This window comes from Pseudomonas sp., from assembly GCF_017744435.1.
Taxonomy (GTDB): domain Bacteria; phylum Pseudomonadota; class Gammaproteobacteria; order Pseudomonadales; family Pseudomonadaceae; genus Aquipseudomonas.
Map to the genome: position 1 here is coordinate 234053 of NZ_JAGIBG010000008.1, position 15475 is coordinate 249527.

Sequence of the window (15475 nt, forward strand, 5' to 3'; positions counted from 1 at the left end):
GCGGCGCAAGGCGCAGGTAATATCCGTTCGGTTACCGAACACAAGCCGCATTCGCGCACTCAAGCCTGCCACGGCAACTCCGATAGCTGCTCACCCACCGTCGAAACCTCGACCAGAAGTGGTGCCAACAAGGAGTACTGCCTGCATGTTTGCCGACTTGAAGATCCGTACCGGAATGTTCTGGGTGCTGTTGTTGTTCAGCCTGACCTTGCTGTTTTCCACCGTCAGTGCCTGGCGGGCGGCGCTGGGTAGCGACGAGCAGATCACCGAACTCGACCAGACCGCACACCAGTCGGACCGGCTGAACAACGCGCTGCTGATGGCGATCCGCGCCAGTGCCAACGTGTCTTCGGGTTTCATCGAGCAAATGGGCGGCCACGACGAGAGTGCGAACAAACGCATGGCGCTGTCGGTCGAGCTGAACGACAAGAGCCGGAAGCTGATCGACGAGTTCGTCGACAACGCCCGCGAACCGACGCTGCACGCGCTGGCCAGCGAGCTGCAAGCCACTTTCGGCGAGTACGCCAGGGCGGTCGCCGGGCAGCGCGACGCCACGCGTCAAGGCTCGCTGGAGCAGTACTTCAAGGTCAACACCGACGCCGGCAACGCCATGGGCCGGCTGCAAGCGCTGCGCCAGCAACTGGTCGCTGCCTTGAGTGAGCGCGGTCAGCAGATCATGCAGGCATCCGACCGCCGCCTGGAGCGCGCGCAACAGCTGAGCCTGGCGCTGCTGGTGGTGACGCTGCTGCTTGCCGGCCTGTGCTGGGCCTTCATCGCCCAGCGCGTGCTGCACCCGTTGCGCGAGGCGGGTCGGCATTTCCAGCGAATTGCCGGTGGCGACCTGAGCGTGCCGGTGCAGGCTCAGCAACGCAACGAGATCGGCCAGCTGTTCCATGAGCTGGAGCGCATGCAGCAGAGCCAGCGCGATACCTTGGGCAAGATCAGCAGCTGCACCCGGCAGCTGGCCGATGCGACGGGTGCACTGAACACGATTACCGAAGAAAGTGCCAATAACCTGCGCCAGCAAGGCCAGGAACTGGAGCAGGCGGCCACCGCCGTCACTGAAATGACCACGGCGGTGGAGGAGGTCGCACGCAATGCGGTCACTACTTCCCAGGCGACCCACGAGTCCAATCAGTTGGCGGAGAAAAGCCGTCAGCAAGTCAGCGAAAATATCGACGGCACCCAGGCCATGACCCGTGAGATCCAGACCAGCAGCGGCCATCTGGAGCAGTTGGTGGGGCAGGTCCGGGATATCGGCAAGGTGCTGGAAGTGATCCGTTCGGTGTCCGAGCAGACCAACCTGCTGGCACTCAACGCGGCCATCGAGGCGGCCCGCGCCGGGGATGCCGGGCGCGGTTTTGCCGTGGTGGCCGATGAAGTGCGCACGCTCGCCTACCGCACCCAGGCCTCGACCCAGGAAATCGAGCAGATGATCGGCCGCGTGCAGCAGGGGACCGAAGCGGCTGTTGCGTCGATGCAGGCCAGTACCAGCCGGGCCCAGTCGACACTCGACGTCACCCTGGCATCGGGCCAGGTGCTGGAAGGCATCTACAGCGCCATCGGCGCGATCAACGAGCGCAACCTGGTGATCGCCAGCGCGGCCGAAGAACAGGCGCAGGTGGCGCGTGAGGTGGATCGCAACCTGCTGAACATCCGCGAGCTGTCGAGCCACTCGGCGGCGGGTGCGCAGCAGACCAGCGAGGCCAGCCAGGCGTTGTCAGGGCTGGTCGGGGAGATGACGGCGCTGGTGGGGCGCTTCAGGGTCTGACGCTCAGCTGTCCTTGCCCAGCACGTAACGGTCGAACTGCTCGATGTACTCGTCGACGTTGTCTTCCAGCATCATCCGGTACTGTTCGCTGAAGTACTTCAGGATTTCCTCGCGCGCGGCGGCCATTTCAGCGCCGGACTTGAAGTTGCGGGCGCTGAGCCAGGCACTGAAGCGGCTGGCGGCGAAGGTCATCGAGGCGCTGACCTTGCCGATGTCGGCGAGGGTGTCGAGCTGCTGGTTGGCCAGGTCGATATGCGCATCGGCGCGGTCGTAGAATGCCTGGTCGGTGGCTTGGGTCATGGCGGGATACCTGTGTGGGCCTGTCGTACGGGGCGCGCAGCATGCCACAGCGGGCACCTGCCGGCAGCAATTTCCGGCAGCAGCCTAGCGCGCCACGGAACGGCGCCGTTTGTTGCGGTACATGTCGTCATCGGCGCAGTTGAGCAGGGTGTCGATGTCTGCGCCGTCGTCCGGGTAGCGGGCCACGCCAATGCTGCAGGACGGCATGGGTAGCGCACGCTGCTCGCTAACCAGCGGCGTTGCCATGACGGCGAAGATCTGGGCCATCTTTTCGGCAACGGCGCCCGCCGAGCTCAAGTCGGTCAGCAGCACGGTGAACTCGTCGCCGCCCATGCGCGCCACCGTGTCCTGCTGGCCGACACAGTCCTCCAGGCGCCGCGCGACGGCGCACAGCACCTGGTCACCGATGGCATGACCGTGCACATCGTTGATGCCCTTGAAGTCATTGATGTCCAGGAACAGCAGCGCAAACGGGCGCCCGTGGCGCAGGGCGCTGGCCAGCCGCTCGTTGAACAGCGAGCGGTTGCACAGCCGGGTCAGCGGGTCATGGTGGGCGAGAAAGCGCAACTGCTGCTCGGCCTGGGTAAGTGCCGTGATGTTGCGCGCCACGCCGATGCGTGCGCCCACCTCTTCGGACCAGAAGGCCGACCAGAGGATGTGCACCACGCCACCGTCCTTGCGCAGGTAGCGGTTGCGGAAGTCGCTGTGCGACTGGCCGTTCATCACCCGCATGATCGAGGCCCGTGTGGCGTCCAGGTCTTCGGGGTGCATGTAGCGGGTGATCGGGGTGCCGATCAGCTCGTCGGCACGGTAACCGAGCAACGCCTCGCAGGCATTGCTGACGAACACGATGGTGTTGTCCCGGTCGACCACGAACACCGTGTCGAGCATCAGCTGGATCAGCTTCGGGTAAAGTGCTTGCAGGTCAACAGGCATAGGGGCGTCCGCTGCATCGGGCTCGGGCGTGGCCAGCATACACAGAGCAGGGTTGGTTCCACCAGCGGCCATTCAAACAGATATACTCCGCGGCCGTTTTGAGCATTCAGGAGTCGTTCATGCAGCAGGTTCTGCTCATCGTTGATGTCCAGTCCACCTTCAGCCCACCCGAATGGCTGGTAGACGGGATTCGTCTGTTGTCAGCGAGCATTCCGTCGATTGCCTCGGTCGAACTGCACGATGAACAGGTGACGCCGTTCCAGCGCCAGCTTGGCTGGCACCCGGCGGCTGAAGACGAGTGCCTGGTCGAGGTGGACCAGGTGTTCATCAAGCATGGTTATGGCCAGACCGCGGAGACCATCGCCCACATCAAGCAGCTCGGCGTTGAGCGCGTGCTGGTGTGCGGCATGCAGACCGAAACCTGCGTGCTGGCGGCAGGCTTTGCGCTGTTCGATGCCGGGTTATGCCCGACCCTGGTGACCGACCTGACCGTCGGCTCATCGCTGGACCGCTCCGGCAAACTGGGTACCGACCTCTGGAAGCACCACTTTGGCAACGTGACCACCCGAGCCGAGGTGCTGGCCGAGATCGCGCAGTCGGGCCGCTGAGAAAACCGCGAAAAGCCAGCGCGCATCGTTTAGCATGGGGACGCCGATGCACCTGGCCCCCTTCCTTATCGAAACGCGCTAGCTCCCCATGACTGCCTTTTACCTCAAGTTCCTCATCACCCCCACGCTCATGCTGGCCATCTCGCTGGCGGCCAAACGTTGGGGCACGCAAATCGGCGGGCTGCTTTCCGGCCTGCCGGTCACTTCAGCCCTGGTCGTGCTGTTCCTGAGCCTGGAACAGGGCCCTGGCTTTGCCTTGCAGGCCGTGCCGGGGGCCTTGGCCGGCCTGGCGGCGGTCCAGGCGACCTACCTGTTCTACTACCGGGTGACGCGGCGGATCGGTGCATTCCCCGGCTGCATCGCCGCGCTGGCGGTTTACGCGGCCATGGCGGCCTTGATGAGCCACCTGGGTTGGATGGCGTTGTCGGTGGTGGTGACCCTGGCGCTGCTCAGCCTGATCATCGTCGTCACCTCGCAACCGGCGCCCACCGGCACCGCCAAGGTGGTGCAACTGCCACGCTGGGTGATCCCGATGCGCATGCTCACGGCCACTGCGCTGCTGGTGGCGATCACCGCCAGTGCCGAGTGGCTCGGGCCGGTGGCCAGCGGCCTGCTGGCGCCGATCCCGGTGATCGCCTGGCCGCTGGCGGTGTTCGCCCATGTTCAGGGTGGGCACCACGAACTGGGCGCGATCGTGCGCGGCAACGCCATTGGCGGCGTGGGCGTGCTGGGTTTCTACCTGACGGTGAACAGCTTCATCGAACAGTGGGGCACCGTGCCGGCCATTGCCGCTGCCGTGGTGCTGGCCGTGGTGGCGACCTTCGCCCTGGCCAAGCTGTTGGACCGCCGCTGACTTCTGCACTCCGGCAGGCGCTTGTATCGCTCTGTATCAAGGCGCCTGCCATGCCTACTCGCTTACAAATCCTTCGCTCTCCTGATACGCCCGGGATACATCCCTGGGGCCAAATGGGCCAGCCCGAACGAACAAGCCCTACGGCCTGCGTTCCCTGGCTCTTTCGCCCTTGAGGCAAGACCTTACGACTTCAGGAGAAACACCATGTCCCGTATCCAGTTCCCCAACAAGACCCGTCTCGGCCTGCTGAGCATCGCCCTGGTGGGCGGCATCAACCTGGCTTCCTCGGCGTTTGCCGTCGAGGCACTGCCGCAAGGCTACCAACTGGCGGCTGCAGAGAAGGCCGGCGAGGGCAAGTGTGGCGAAGGCAAGTGCGGTGCCAGCGGCGCCAAGGCCAAAGCCACCCAGGCTGAAGGCAAGTGCGGCGAGGGCAAGTGTGGCGCCAGCGGTGCCAAGGCCAAGGTCACCCAGGCCGAAGGCAAATGCGGTGAAGGCAAATGTGGCGATGCTTCGTTCGCCAGTACCGACGCCGACCATGATGGCCGCGTTTCCCGTGCCGAATTGCTGGCGGTCGCTCCCAAGGCCGGTGCCGAGTTCGATGCGATCGACGCCAACCACGACGGCTATCTTTCCGAGGCCGAGGTGTACCAGTTCCGCAAGCACCAGTTCGACGCCAATGGCAATCCATTCCCGACCGACCTGTACAGCAAACTGAGCCAGGCGAAGAACTGACCCTCGGCGGCATCCTCCCCAGGCCATGGGCCGGGGAGGGCGCTGCACCACAAGGAACAAGCCAATGAGCACTTCTTCAACCCTGCAGGGCGCAGGCCTGGGCTTGCGCCGTGGGCTGCTGCCCGAACTGCTGAACATGGACGCCGGCGCCGTGGACTTTCTCGAATGCGCCCCGGACAACTGGATTGGCGTCGGCGGTGCCTTCGGCGAAGGCCTGGCGCAACTGGCCGAGCGCTACCCGCTGTCCTGCCACGGCCTGTCATTGTCGTTGGGCGGCCCAGCCCCGCTGGACCATGGCTTCCTGCGCCAGATCCGCGCCTTTCTCGACCGTCATCAGGTTCCGCTGTTCAGTGAGCACCTGAGCTACTGCGCCGATGACGGCCATCTGTACGACCTCATTCCGATGCCGTTCACCGACGAAGCCGTGCGCCATACTGCCCGGCGTATCGCTGAAGTCCAGGATGCCCTCGGCCGGCGTATCGCCGTGGAGAACATCTCGTACTATGCCGCGCCGTATCAGGCGATGAGCGAGATCGCGTTTCTTCAGGCGGTGTTGAGCGAGGCGGACTGCGACCTGCTGCTGGACATCAACAACATCGTGGTCAATGCCTGCAACCATCGCTACGACGCTGCCGAGTTCCTCGCCCAGGTGCCGGCCGAACGGGTGGTCTGCCTGCATGTGGCCGGGCACTACGACGAAGCGCCGGACCTGAAGATCGACACCCATGGCGCCAGCGTCAGGCCTGATGTCTGGGGCCTGCTGGCCAGTGCCTACCAGCACCTGGGTCCGGTGCCGACCTTGCTCGAACGCGACTTCAACCTGCCACCGCTGGCCGAACTGCTGGCCGAGGTGGAGCACATTCGCAGCCTGCAACCCGTGGCGCAGGCCCTGGCGGTGCGCCATGGCTGACTCGCTGCGCGAACAGCAACTGCGCATGGCCGGGCATATCCGCGATCCGCAGGCCAATCCGCCGCCGCCCGGTATCGAGGCGCGGCGCCTGGCGGTGTACCGGCAACTGTTCTTCGGCAACCTGCAGTCATTGCTGGCCGGCAGCTTTCCGGTGCTGCATGTCAGCCTCGCCAGCGAACACTGGCAGGGGTTGTGTGAAGACTTCTATGCCCACCATCGCTGCCACACGCCGCTGTTCACCGAAGTGGGCGGCGAGTGGGTCGAGTACCTGCAAGGGCGCACCGACCAGCTCGACTGGGTCGCCGAACTGGCCCATTACGAGTGGATCGAAACGGCCTTGCTGCTGAGCGATGCTGCCGAACCTGAGCATGACCCTGAAGGTGATCTGCTCGAAGGCGTGCCTGTGCTGTCCAGCCTCGCCGTGCCGCTGGCCTATGCCTGGCCGGTCAGCCACATCGGGCCGGAGCATCTGCCGAGTAAGCCGCCCGCCGAGCCGACATTGCTGCTGGCCTGCCGAGGTGCAGGCCACAAGGTGACCTTCTCGCGCCTTGCGCCGCTGGCCCATGCACTGTTGGTGTCGTTGCAGGATCAGCCATTGAGTGGGCGTGAACACTTGGCGGTGCTGGCCGAGGCTACCGGAATGGAAGCCACCGCCATCGAGGCACCAGGCCTTGCGCTATTGCAGAGCCTGAAAGCTCAGGGCGTCGTGCTCGGTACCCGACGGGTCTAGGCCGGCGCCAGCCCATTGAGCAGCAGGCGCAACGAAGAATCGGCCGCAGCCTGGTAGTCGATCCGTTGCCCGGCCTGGCTGGGGGCGTGCCAGCCCAGGCCGAGGCAGGACTGGGCGATGGCCCACACCGACGGCAACACATGCTCCGGATTCACCGGCGCCAGCTTGCCGCTGCTGATCCACTGGCGCACATGTGCGGTGTTTTCCCGTGCCTGCTGCGCCCAGTGTTCGAGAAAGTTGCCGGGAATGCGCTGGCCACCTTCCTTGAGCTCCTGCAGCAGCACCTTCGAGGCAAACGGCCGGTGCTCGAACAGGCTGATCAGCGCCGTCACCGTGCGGCTCAGCGCCTGCAGCGGTTCGTCTTCCCTGGCGAACGGTGCGCAGGCCTGCAGGTAGCAGGGGGCGATGTCCTCCAGCACCTGGCTGTAGATGTTGGCCTTGGACTTGAAGTAGTAGAGCACGTTGGAACGGGGCAGGCTGGCCAACGAGGCAATCGCCGAGAGCTTGGTGGCGGCATAGCCCTGTTGGGCGAATGCTTCGCCGGCAGCGTCGAGGATGACTCGCCGCACCGGTGCGTTCAGGGTGTCCTCGGTTTCTCGTGGCAATTCGAACGGCATGATGTACACGGCAACGGTTCCTGGCTGCGCCGGGTGCGTTGCCCCGTGCGCTGAACGAATGAGAATGCGCAATATACAAAAATATATAGCGATAGTGCGCAGGAATATTGCCCTGGCGGTCAGGTGATAGCCTTGGCGGCGGTCAGCACCAGCCCCCGCAGCCACTTCGCGGATTGTGCCCGGTGCTTGCGCGCATGCCACAGCTGGTAATAGCGCAGCGGTTGCGCGGGGACCGGGAATGGCTCGATGCGCACCGGCAGCAGTTCGGCGTAGTGCCTGGCGAACGCGCGCGTGGTGGTGAACACCAGGTTGGACTTCACCAGGGCATAGGGTGCCAGGCAGAAGTACGGCAGGGTGGTGGTCACGCGCCGGGCCAGGCCGCTCTTGTCCAGTTCGGCGCCGATCGTGCCTTGCCCGCAGGCGCCGAGGGTAAGCACGTCGAGGTGGTCTGACTGCAGGTAGGCTTCACGGGTCAGGCCACCGGGCGGCACCGGGTGATCATCGCGTACCAGGCAGACCAGGTCGTCGTCGCACAGGGCCTGCAGGTGCAGGTGCTGTGCAGGGCTGCGCCAGTTGCCGATCACCAGGTCCAGCGTGCCGTCCTCCAGCCCGCGCGTGTAACCGCCCTCGGCCTGCAGGTGGGTCAGCTCCAGGGTGGCCAGCGGCGCCTGGGCGTGGAAGCGTTCGATGATGGCCGGCACGAAGAACACGCTGAGGTAGTCCGGCGTACTGATGCGAAAATGCTGGCGTGTGGTGGCGGGGTCGAAGTGGTCGATCGGGTCCAGCACCTGCTCGATCCCGGCCAGCGCCTGGGTCAGGGGTTCAATCAGGTTTTCGCCATGACTGGTCAGCACCATGCGGCTGCCACTGCGCACCAGCAGTGGGTCGCCGGTGAGCTGGCGCAGGCGGCGCAGGGCCACGCTGACCGCCGGCTGGCTCTGGCCAAGACGTTCGGCGGTGCGCGACACGCTGCATTCGGACAACAAGGTATGCAGCGTGCGCAGCAGTTGGGTGTCGCAGTTCGGCACGGCTTTGGCCACGGCAGTCTCTCTCAGGCCCGGGGCATCCGCGCAATGCCCTGGGCCGGTTCTGGTCAATAGGTCGCTATATACTAAACACTATACCGTGGCTTGGGGCGTGTGCCGTTTTACCTCCAGGCCGGCAACGCCTTGAGCAGTTCGGCTTTCTCGCCGGTGGCCGCGCCCATCAGGACAAAGCCCTGCATCTGCCGCGCTGGGTCGTGGAACAGCGCACGCACCTTGGCAAACCCCTGGTCGCAGTGGCCCAGCAGTTCGGTCGACCAGCTACCCTGATCAGCCAAAGGCGAAGCCACGACAGTAGGCAACACGCTGGTTTTCACCGTCACCGGCATGGCCGGGTAGGCAACCGGCGTCAGCTGACCGGCCAGGGTGCGCGCCAGGGCACGGGCCTGGAGCATGATCGGCAGCACATAAGGCAATACCAGGCCATGCACCTCGGCACAGTCGCCCAGGGCGTAGACATTGCGGGCGCTGGTCTGCAGGCAAGCATCGGTGACGATGCCGCTGGCCACCTCAAGCCCGGCGCTGCGTGCCAACTCCACCCGCGGAGCGAGGCCGATGGCGCTGAGTACATAGTCCACTTCCAGCACCTGGTCATCGGCCATCAGCACCTGCAACGCCGCGGCCTTGCGCTGTACAGCGACGGGCGTGGTGCCCAGCGCCAGGGTCACGCCGAGCGAGGTCAGGGCACTGGCCATCGCTGCACCGGCCGGCTCCGGCAGCAGCCGGCTCAGCGGCCAGGTGGCACGGTCGACAAGGGTTACCGCATGGCCGGCATGCCCCAGGTCATTGGCGAATTCGCAGCCGATCAAGCCGCCACCCAGAATCGCGACCCGGCTGGCCTGGCCGATCTGCTGGCGAAAGCTGCGGTAGTCGTCCAGGTCGTTGACGGTGATGATTGCCGGCACACCGTCACCTTCGAGCGCCGGGCGTCGAGGGTCCGCGCCCAACGCCAGCACCAGTGCGCTGTAGCGCTGTGCCTGGCCGGCGACAGACACGCACTGTGCGTGTGTGTCGATGCGTTCCACACAGGTGCCGGTAACCACGCTTGCTGCCAGTTGCTCGGCCATCTGCGCCGCGCTGGCAGTGACCAGTTGCTCGGGTAGCCTGCCACTCTGCAAAGCGTTGGAAAGCGCGGGCTTGGAGTAGAACTCACCGCCATCGCGGGTGATGATCACGATCGGTATGGCGGCGTCGAGCTTGCGCAGTTCACGCGCCACGGTATAGCCGGCCAGCCCCGAACCGAGGATCACCACCGGGTCCGGCGCCTGTGGAGCAACCGGTTGTGCTGCCTGGGCATCCAGCGGCAGGCGAACCATGTCGAAGTCACCCTTGCCCACGCCGCACTCCGGGCAGAACCAGTCTTGCGGTACATCTTCCCAGCGGGTACCCGCTGTGATGCCATCTTCCGGTATCCCCACGGCTTCGTCGTAGATGAAGCCGCACACCAGGCATTCCCATTTGTACATGTTCGATACTCCCTCGCAGGTTTGCCCGTCAGCTGGTGAAGGCGCGGCCCAGGCCCAGGGCGCTCAGGGCCCGGCGGTAGGCGGTGGAGGAACGGTCGGCCGGGATGTGGATTTCCAGCGAAAGGTCCAGGGGCAGGTCTTCGGGGCGGCACAGCTCGACGATGTCGCGGTCCTCCTCGAACACTTGCTGGTTGAACGCATACACATCGTCCAGCGGCAGGTGCTGGTCGAAGTTGCGGGTGATGGCGCAGAACATCCGGGTCTTGCGCGCCGAGATCGGGCTGGCGGCATTGAGGATGACCAGGCGCTGTTCAGGGTCGGGGAAGTTCACCGCAAGCCGTGCGGTGAACGGTGCGAACACGTCGAACGTGCGTTTCCACTGGAAGCCGCTGGGCGCCCGATGCTGCAGGTGCTTGGGGAAGTTGCTGACGCTGCTGACGTATTCGGCGTGCATGCCGTGGGCCGTGAGTTCGGCACGGTAGGTCGGCACCACCGGGTTGTCGCGGTCGGCGAAGGCGTCGTGGTGGATCCAGGCGAAGTGGGCGACATCGATGAACCCCTCGACCTGGCGCCCGGCCGAGGCGGCGATGTCGATCGACGGCGGCAGGATGCGCTGGTAGCTGACATCGTGCCAGGAGGGCATTTCGGGGAATGGCGCGTCGCTGCCGGCCATCAGCACCCAGACCAGCCCGTAGTCTTCGCGGGCGGTGTACATCTGGATGCGGTGGCGTTCGGTGAGGTTGGCATTGGGTTCCGAGGGGATTCGCGTGCAGCGGCCATCGGTGCCGAAGTGCAGCCCGTGGTACGGGCAGATGATGTTCTCGCCCTGCACCCAACCGCGGCTCAGCGGTGCGCCGCGGTGGCTGCAGATATCACGGGCGGCGTTGAGCTTGCCGCCAGTGCGGTACAGCACGATGGGCTCATCGAGCAGGGTGACGGCATAGGGTTTGTCGCCCACCTCGGTGCTGAAGGCCACGGGGTGCCAGTGGCGGGTGAGGATTTCACGGTCGTGGGCGCTGAACGAGCTGGTCTTGGTGATCGGGTTCCAGGTCACGTTCTGGCAGGCGGTGGCGGAATTGGACATCTCGCTTCTCCTTGTTTTGTATGGCTGGAGCCATGCTAGGGAAGCGGTGCCGGCCTGCCCATGGCGGGGCAGGCATGTAGTTCATGTGCAATCGGTTATGGGCGGCTCACTGGTACTTGATCACGATCGCCTTGAGCTTGCGCCCTTCGACCTTGTGGATATCGCGATCCCACAGCGGCCCTTCGACATAGGCGGCCACCGGTTGAATGCGGTCATACACCACCACGGCAGCATCGCCGCCAATGGACGCTGCTTCCTCGCGCAGTTTCTGTTCCACTTCGGTGATTGCAGGTGGCGGCTCGACGCTGGCGTCGATCAGCACCTCGCCGAGGCGTACATGACGGCGGATCGGTTCGCGGCGCAGTACCTCGACATTGGCCGCATTGGTCGGGGCAAAGTGCGGCCCGCCGACGTATTCGCTGGTATGGGCGTTGATCGAGCTGCAGCCGGCCAGTGCCATCAGTGCTGCGCCGGCTAGGCCGTGGAGGAGTGGGGAGAACCTGAAAAGCGTTGTTTTCATGCCTGCAGTCCCTTCGCTGTCGAGCCAGTGGCTGGCTGCTGTGAACATAGTCGAAGGAACTGCCGGGCACAAATGGCCGCCAGGGCTTAGCGGCGATAGTAGCGGTGGTCATCATCGTAGTGGTGGGCGCGCTCGTTGCGGCGCTCCCATTCGTGGCGGCGTTCGGCCTCACGGCGTGCCTGTTCCCGGCGCCACTGGGCGCGACGCCATTCTTCGCGGCGGCGGTCTTCACTGTGGTAATGCCAGCGGCCGTCGCGCCAGTAGCGGTCATCATCATGGGCGAGCAGCGGCCCTGATTGGCCGTCGGCGATGCTGGCCAGGTTCGGCCAGGGGCTCTGGGCTGGCTTGGCCGGCGTGTGGAGGGCGGTGTCAGTGGCCTGGACCAGGTTCGGACTGTGCATTTGCATCGCCGACGCCGACGCCGAACCTGCGGCCGCGAACGCGAACAGGCTGGCGAACAGGAGCTTCGAAAAGTGGAGTTTCATGAGCGCAGGCAATCTCCTGGTTATCATTGAACACGCGGATGCGTTGCCTCTCAAGGCTGCGCATCCGCTCGCGTGAGCCTGCTCAGATAGACCAGTAAAAGCGTAAAAGTTCAGCCTCCTCAGTGCTTTAGTACCCTCAGTGCTATTTGTAGGTCACCGGGCTGGGCGACAACAGCCCAGTGAGGAAGCTGATCACCGTCATGAGTACGGTGAGGATCGTGTCGGATTTCGTCACTGGGGTTTCGATAGTGCTTTCGCTGACACCACTCCCCAGTATCCAGACGGTGTACAGCATGACCAGCGTGAAAGAACCGACAATGACGATCCAGATTCGATTGGTGGTGGCATCGCTCGGACGTGCCAGGTGCGGTAGCTGTTGTACAGTTTCTTCCTTGAGTGCGGTGAGCGCGCTATGCGGATCGTCCTGGATTTTCTGCAGGACTTCAGGGTCTGACAGCGCATTCTTTACCAACAGCTCGGCAGAGCGGATTTGATTTTCCATCATGTATTTTCCTTCGCAGACCAGTTATCGCACGTCACAGCCAAGTGCCCGGTAGATGGCCGACCTGAACACGGCAGTCATGGCGTTGAGAATGGCCTCTGCAAGTTGTAGTGTGACAATCGCAATGGAGCGCAGGCGCAGGCGTGTCACTATCTTCTGGTCGTCGAGGAATAGTCCGATATCGTTATCACTCAATGTGCCGGCTTGTTGCTGTTGATGAAGGAATATCATATCTCTGGCCATGCTGCGGCCCAGGTTTTCCACTTCAGCCCGAATGGCTGGCCAATCTGATTGAATGATGGTTTTTGCGGCGTTGATCGCTTCAAGCAAGACCGCGTCGAGGTCCACGCCATTGATGATGGTGTTCATGGGGTTATCCTTGAAGACGGTGTGTTGGTGGTCGCGGCCTGGATGGCCAGTATGCTGTCGAAGAGCGTGTTCTTGCGATTTTGCCAAATGGCCTTGTTCAAGACCTGATAGCTGGCTTGCTGATGTTCGCGCTGCCATTTGCCGACCAGGCACTTGAGGTCTACATAGTTGCGCGTGGTCAGGTCGGCGTTGGGAAAGTCGTGCTGCAGCACATCGCATTGGTTGCCGAGCTGCGCTTGCAGCGAGTGCTCGACGCGGGCGTGCAGCTGCTTGCCGGGCTCGCTGACCGCTCCTGCGTTGGCCAGCGCCCGCAGGATGAGGGTGTTGCTTTCGACCAGAAGCTCGTCGTATTCCACCTGGTATCGGCTGAAATGCCCGGGATGCTGGCGTGCCTCCTTTGCCCTCAAGGTTGAAAGTTGTTGCTTGCTGACAGGGCTTGCACGCTCCCCCTTGAGCAGTAGCGTTGCTGCGTTTTTGTAGAAGGCCTCAGTGTTTTTATAAAGCTCGGCATCGTAGGGTTGAACCAATGTCACCGTACAACCTGATAGAACGGCGGTACTGAGTAATGCGGAGGCGATCAGTGTTTTCTTTTTCATATTCACCCAGCGGCTTGAATAGCGGTGACTGTGCAGGCGCATCGTTGAGGCGCGTCGTTGCAGTCGAGGCTGGGAAATATATGAAAATACATATTTCGATGAATAGGTTTAAATGGTTACAAAAAGTTAGGTAGCTGAAAGGTTGTGCGGGTTTTCTGAAAGTTTAAAGATTGACTGGAAAGTATTGAGTTGTGGGGCGGAAAGTTGTTGTGTTGATGTTGAATATTCAGCTTGACGTCGATGTGAAGAACACAGTTTGAATAAGGAACTTGCACGTCAAGCTGGAAACGCTAACGGTTCAGGACTACACCTGTGGCGCCATCAGGCACCCTCTGAATCAGCCCGATCGCTCAGCCATACCAGTGGGCGCGTCGGGTCGTCGCTGCCCATGCGGGCGAAGGTTTGCGACTCGAGCATGGCCTTGACCTGCTCGCCGAGCGCCAGCAGCCGCTCGGCGAAGCCAGGGCCGATAGCGCCGTTGTCTTCCAGCGACAGGCCGCTCTGGCTGTGCTGGATCGCCAGGTGGTAGTGGCTGGCGTTGTCGCCACTGGCAGCGAGGATGACCGTGTAGCGTGGGCCCAGCACTGTGCGAAGGCGCTGTTGCACCAGGTCGAGCAGCGAGACGGGGTTGTCGTCGTGCAAGGCTGTGGCCAGAGCGGTGGGGGCGAAGGGAGGCATGGGGTTACCTGCAAGGCATGTTCATATGTTTCTCAGCTTAGGCAAGGTGACTGTCAACTTGGGTTAAGCGAGGGTAAAAACCGGTAATTTGTGCGCGCTGAGTCAGAAGGTCTGCCCCAGGGAGAACTGGAAGATCTGCGTCTCGGCGTTGTCCGGCTTTTTCAGCGGCGCCGCCAGGCTGAAACTCAGCGGCCCCATCGGGCTGTACCAGGTCACCCCTACGCCCAGCGACACCGCCAGCTGGTTCAGGTCGACGTTGCCGCAGCCCTGGGTGGTGGACAGGTAGCAGGTGTCGGCGTAGACGTTGCCGGCGTCGACGAACACCGAGCTGCGCAGCTGGCTCTGGTTCTTGATGAACGGCATCGGGAATATGTACTCGGCGCCGCCGGTAACCAGGATGTTGCCGCCGAGCACGTCAGTGTCGCGGTCGGAGTAATAGGCCTGGCCGGCGCTTGAGTAGGTGCCGGTGGCCGGTGTGCTGCGCGGGCCGAGGGTGCCGTCCTTGAAACCGCGTACCGAACCCTGGCCGCCAGCGGTGTAGCTTTCGTAGAAGGGCAGGCCGTCGGTGGAACCGTAGCCGTTGCCGTAGCCCAGGGTGGTGTGCAGGCGCAGGGTGGTGTCCTTGCTCACGGGCAGGAAGGTCTGGCCGTTGTAGTCGAGCTTGTAGAACGACAGGTCGCTGCCCGGCGTGGTGGCCATCAGGGTCAGGGCCTGGGAATGGCCGCGGGTGGCCAGCACGCCCTTGTTCAGGGTCGACTCGGACCAGCCGATCGAAGCCTTGAGGTTGTTGAAACTCTTGCCTTCGCGCTGGATGAAGTCGTAGATCTCGTCGGCGCTGTAGGTGCCCGGGTTGATGTCGTCGTGCTGCAGGGTCAGGCCGTAGGTCAGGCGCGAGGTTTCGTTGATCGGGTAGCCGAAGTTGACGCCCGCCCCGTAGCTGTTGATGGCGTAGTAGGACACGCCGTCACTGTAGTAGTCGCTGTAGTCGGTGCTGCTGTAGAACAGGTTGTAACCCAGGCTTACGCCGTCTTCGGTGAAGTAGGGGTTGACGAAGCCGAAGTTGTATTTGGTCTGGTACTCCGAACGGGTCAGACCGATGGACACCTTGTTACCGGTACCGAGGAAGTTGCTCTGGCTGATCGAGCCGCCGAGGATCAGGCCGGCGCTCTGGGCGAAACCGACGCTGGCGGTGATCGAGCCGGAGGCTTGCTCTTCGACGCTGTAGTTGACGTCGACCTGGTCGTCGGTGCCTGGCACCGCCGGGGTCTCGACGTT

Annotated in this window: 19 protein-coding genes; 6 read left to right on the plus strand and 13 right to left on the minus strand. The window is 63.5% G+C overall.

Features of this window, described 5'->3' with window-relative positions:
* Nucleotides 1-145 precede the first annotated feature (145 nt).
* Nucleotides 146-1771 carry a methyl-accepting chemotaxis protein gene (locus J7573_RS08575; protein WP_294332525.1) on the plus strand — a complete coding sequence of 542 codons (1626 nt, stop codon included), beginning with the start codon at nt 146-148 and terminating at the stop codon, nt 1769-1771.
* 3 nt (nt 1772-1774) lie between these two features.
* On the opposite strand, the gene J7573_RS08580 is transcribed toward J7573_RS08575, so the two are convergent.
* Together J7573_RS08580 and J7573_RS08585 are read right to left on the minus strand one after the other, a co-directional pair.
* A complete protein-coding gene (locus J7573_RS08580; RefSeq protein ID WP_103447561.1) occupies nt 1775-2071 on the minus strand; it encodes a DUF3144 domain-containing protein in 297 nt (98 codons plus the stop codon).
* Between the two features lie 84 nt (nt 2072-2155).
* The gene (locus J7573_RS08585) at nt 2156-3007 is read right to left on the minus strand and encodes a sensor domain-containing diguanylate cyclase (protein WP_294332536.1); all 852 of its coding nucleotides are present in this window, start codon (nt 3005-3007) and stop codon (nt 2156-2158) included.
* 119 nt (nt 3008-3126) lie between these two features.
* Here J7573_RS08585 and J7573_RS08590 point away from each other — a divergent pair, with 119 nt between their 5' ends.
* From J7573_RS08590 to J7573_RS08610, 5 genes are all read left to right on the plus strand, one after another.
* Nucleotides 3127-3615 carry a cysteine hydrolase family protein gene (locus tag J7573_RS08590; RefSeq protein WP_294332539.1) on the plus strand — a complete coding sequence of 163 codons (489 nt, stop codon included), beginning with the start codon at nt 3127-3129 and terminating at the stop codon, nt 3613-3615.
* Nucleotides 3616-3703: 88 nt separating this feature from the next.
* On the plus strand, nt 3704-4468 hold the full coding sequence (locus tag J7573_RS08595; protein ID WP_294332541.1) for a hypothetical protein: 765 nt from the start codon (nt 3704-3706) through the stop codon (nt 4466-4468).
* Nucleotides 4469-4672: 204 nt separating this feature from the next.
* Nucleotides 4673-5200, plus strand: a complete 528-nt coding sequence (locus J7573_RS08600) for a hypothetical protein (protein WP_294332543.1) — start codon at nt 4673-4675, stop codon at nt 5198-5200.
* A gap of 64 nt (nt 5201-5264) precedes the next feature.
* Nucleotides 5265-6110 carry a DUF692 domain-containing protein gene (locus J7573_RS08605; RefSeq protein ID WP_294332546.1) on the plus strand — a complete coding sequence of 282 codons (846 nt, stop codon included), beginning with the start codon at nt 5265-5267 and terminating at the stop codon, nt 6108-6110.
* The gene (locus J7573_RS08610; protein WP_294332556.1) at nt 6103-6840 is read left to right on the plus strand and encodes a putative DNA-binding domain-containing protein; all 738 of its coding nucleotides are present in this window, start codon (nt 6103-6105) and stop codon (nt 6838-6840) included. The genes J7573_RS08605 and J7573_RS08610 overlap by 8 nt, the downstream gene beginning before the upstream one ends.
* On the opposite strand, the gene J7573_RS08615 is transcribed toward J7573_RS08610, so the two are convergent.
* The 11 genes from J7573_RS08615 to bamA form a co-directional block, all read right to left on the minus strand.
* The gene (locus J7573_RS08615) at nt 6837-7457 is read right to left on the minus strand and encodes a TetR/AcrR family transcriptional regulator (protein WP_110635542.1); all 621 of its coding nucleotides are present in this window, start codon (nt 7455-7457) and stop codon (nt 6837-6839) included. The genes J7573_RS08610 and J7573_RS08615 overlap by 4 nt on opposite strands.
* Before the next feature lie 119 nt (nt 7458-7576).
* Nucleotides 7577-8497 (minus strand): LysR family transcriptional regulator, encoded by a 921-nt coding sequence (locus tag J7573_RS08620; RefSeq protein WP_294332558.1) that lies wholly within the window; start codon nt 8495-8497, stop codon nt 7577-7579.
* Between the two features lie 107 nt (nt 8498-8604).
* Nucleotides 8605-9966, minus strand: a complete 1362-nt coding sequence (locus J7573_RS08625; protein ID WP_294332559.1) for an FAD-dependent oxidoreductase — start codon at nt 9964-9966, stop codon at nt 8605-8607.
* 28 nt (nt 9967-9994) lie between these two features.
* On the minus strand, nt 9995-11050 hold the full coding sequence (locus J7573_RS08630) for a Rieske 2Fe-2S domain-containing protein (protein ID WP_294332562.1): 1056 nt from the start codon (nt 11048-11050) through the stop codon (nt 9995-9997).
* Nucleotides 11051-11156: 106 nt separating this feature from the next.
* Nucleotides 11157-11570: a hypothetical protein gene (locus tag J7573_RS08635; protein WP_294332565.1), complete on the minus strand. Its 414-nt coding sequence runs from the start codon at nt 11568-11570 to the stop codon at nt 11157-11159.
* An 86-nt stretch (nt 11571-11656) separates the two neighbouring features.
* The gene (locus tag J7573_RS08640; protein WP_294332567.1) at nt 11657-12055 is read right to left on the minus strand and encodes a hypothetical protein; all 399 of its coding nucleotides are present in this window, start codon (nt 12053-12055) and stop codon (nt 11657-11659) included.
* Between the two features lie 142 nt (nt 12056-12197).
* The gene (locus J7573_RS08645) at nt 12198-12560 is read right to left on the minus strand and encodes a hypothetical protein (RefSeq protein WP_294332569.1); all 363 of its coding nucleotides are present in this window, start codon (nt 12558-12560) and stop codon (nt 12198-12200) included.
* A 21-nt stretch (nt 12561-12581) separates the two neighbouring features.
* Complete coding sequence (locus J7573_RS08650; protein WP_294332573.1) at nt 12582-12926, minus strand: hypothetical protein; 345 nt, start codon at nt 12924-12926, stop codon at nt 12582-12584.
* Nucleotides 12923-13564 carry a hypothetical protein gene (locus J7573_RS08655; protein WP_294332576.1) on the minus strand — a complete coding sequence of 214 codons (642 nt, stop codon included), beginning with the start codon at nt 13562-13564 and terminating at the stop codon, nt 12923-12925. The genes J7573_RS08650 and J7573_RS08655 overlap by 4 nt, the downstream gene beginning before the upstream one ends.
* 279 nt (nt 13565-13843) lie before the next feature.
* Entirely contained in the window at nt 13844-14200 is a 357-nt protein-coding gene (locus J7573_RS08660) for a hypothetical protein (protein WP_294332578.1), read from the minus strand.
* Nucleotides 14201-14302: 102 nt separating this feature from the next.
* A partial coding sequence (bamA, locus tag J7573_RS08665) for an outer membrane protein assembly factor BamA (protein WP_294332580.1) occupies nt 14303-15475 on the minus strand: 1173 nt, incomplete at its 5' end.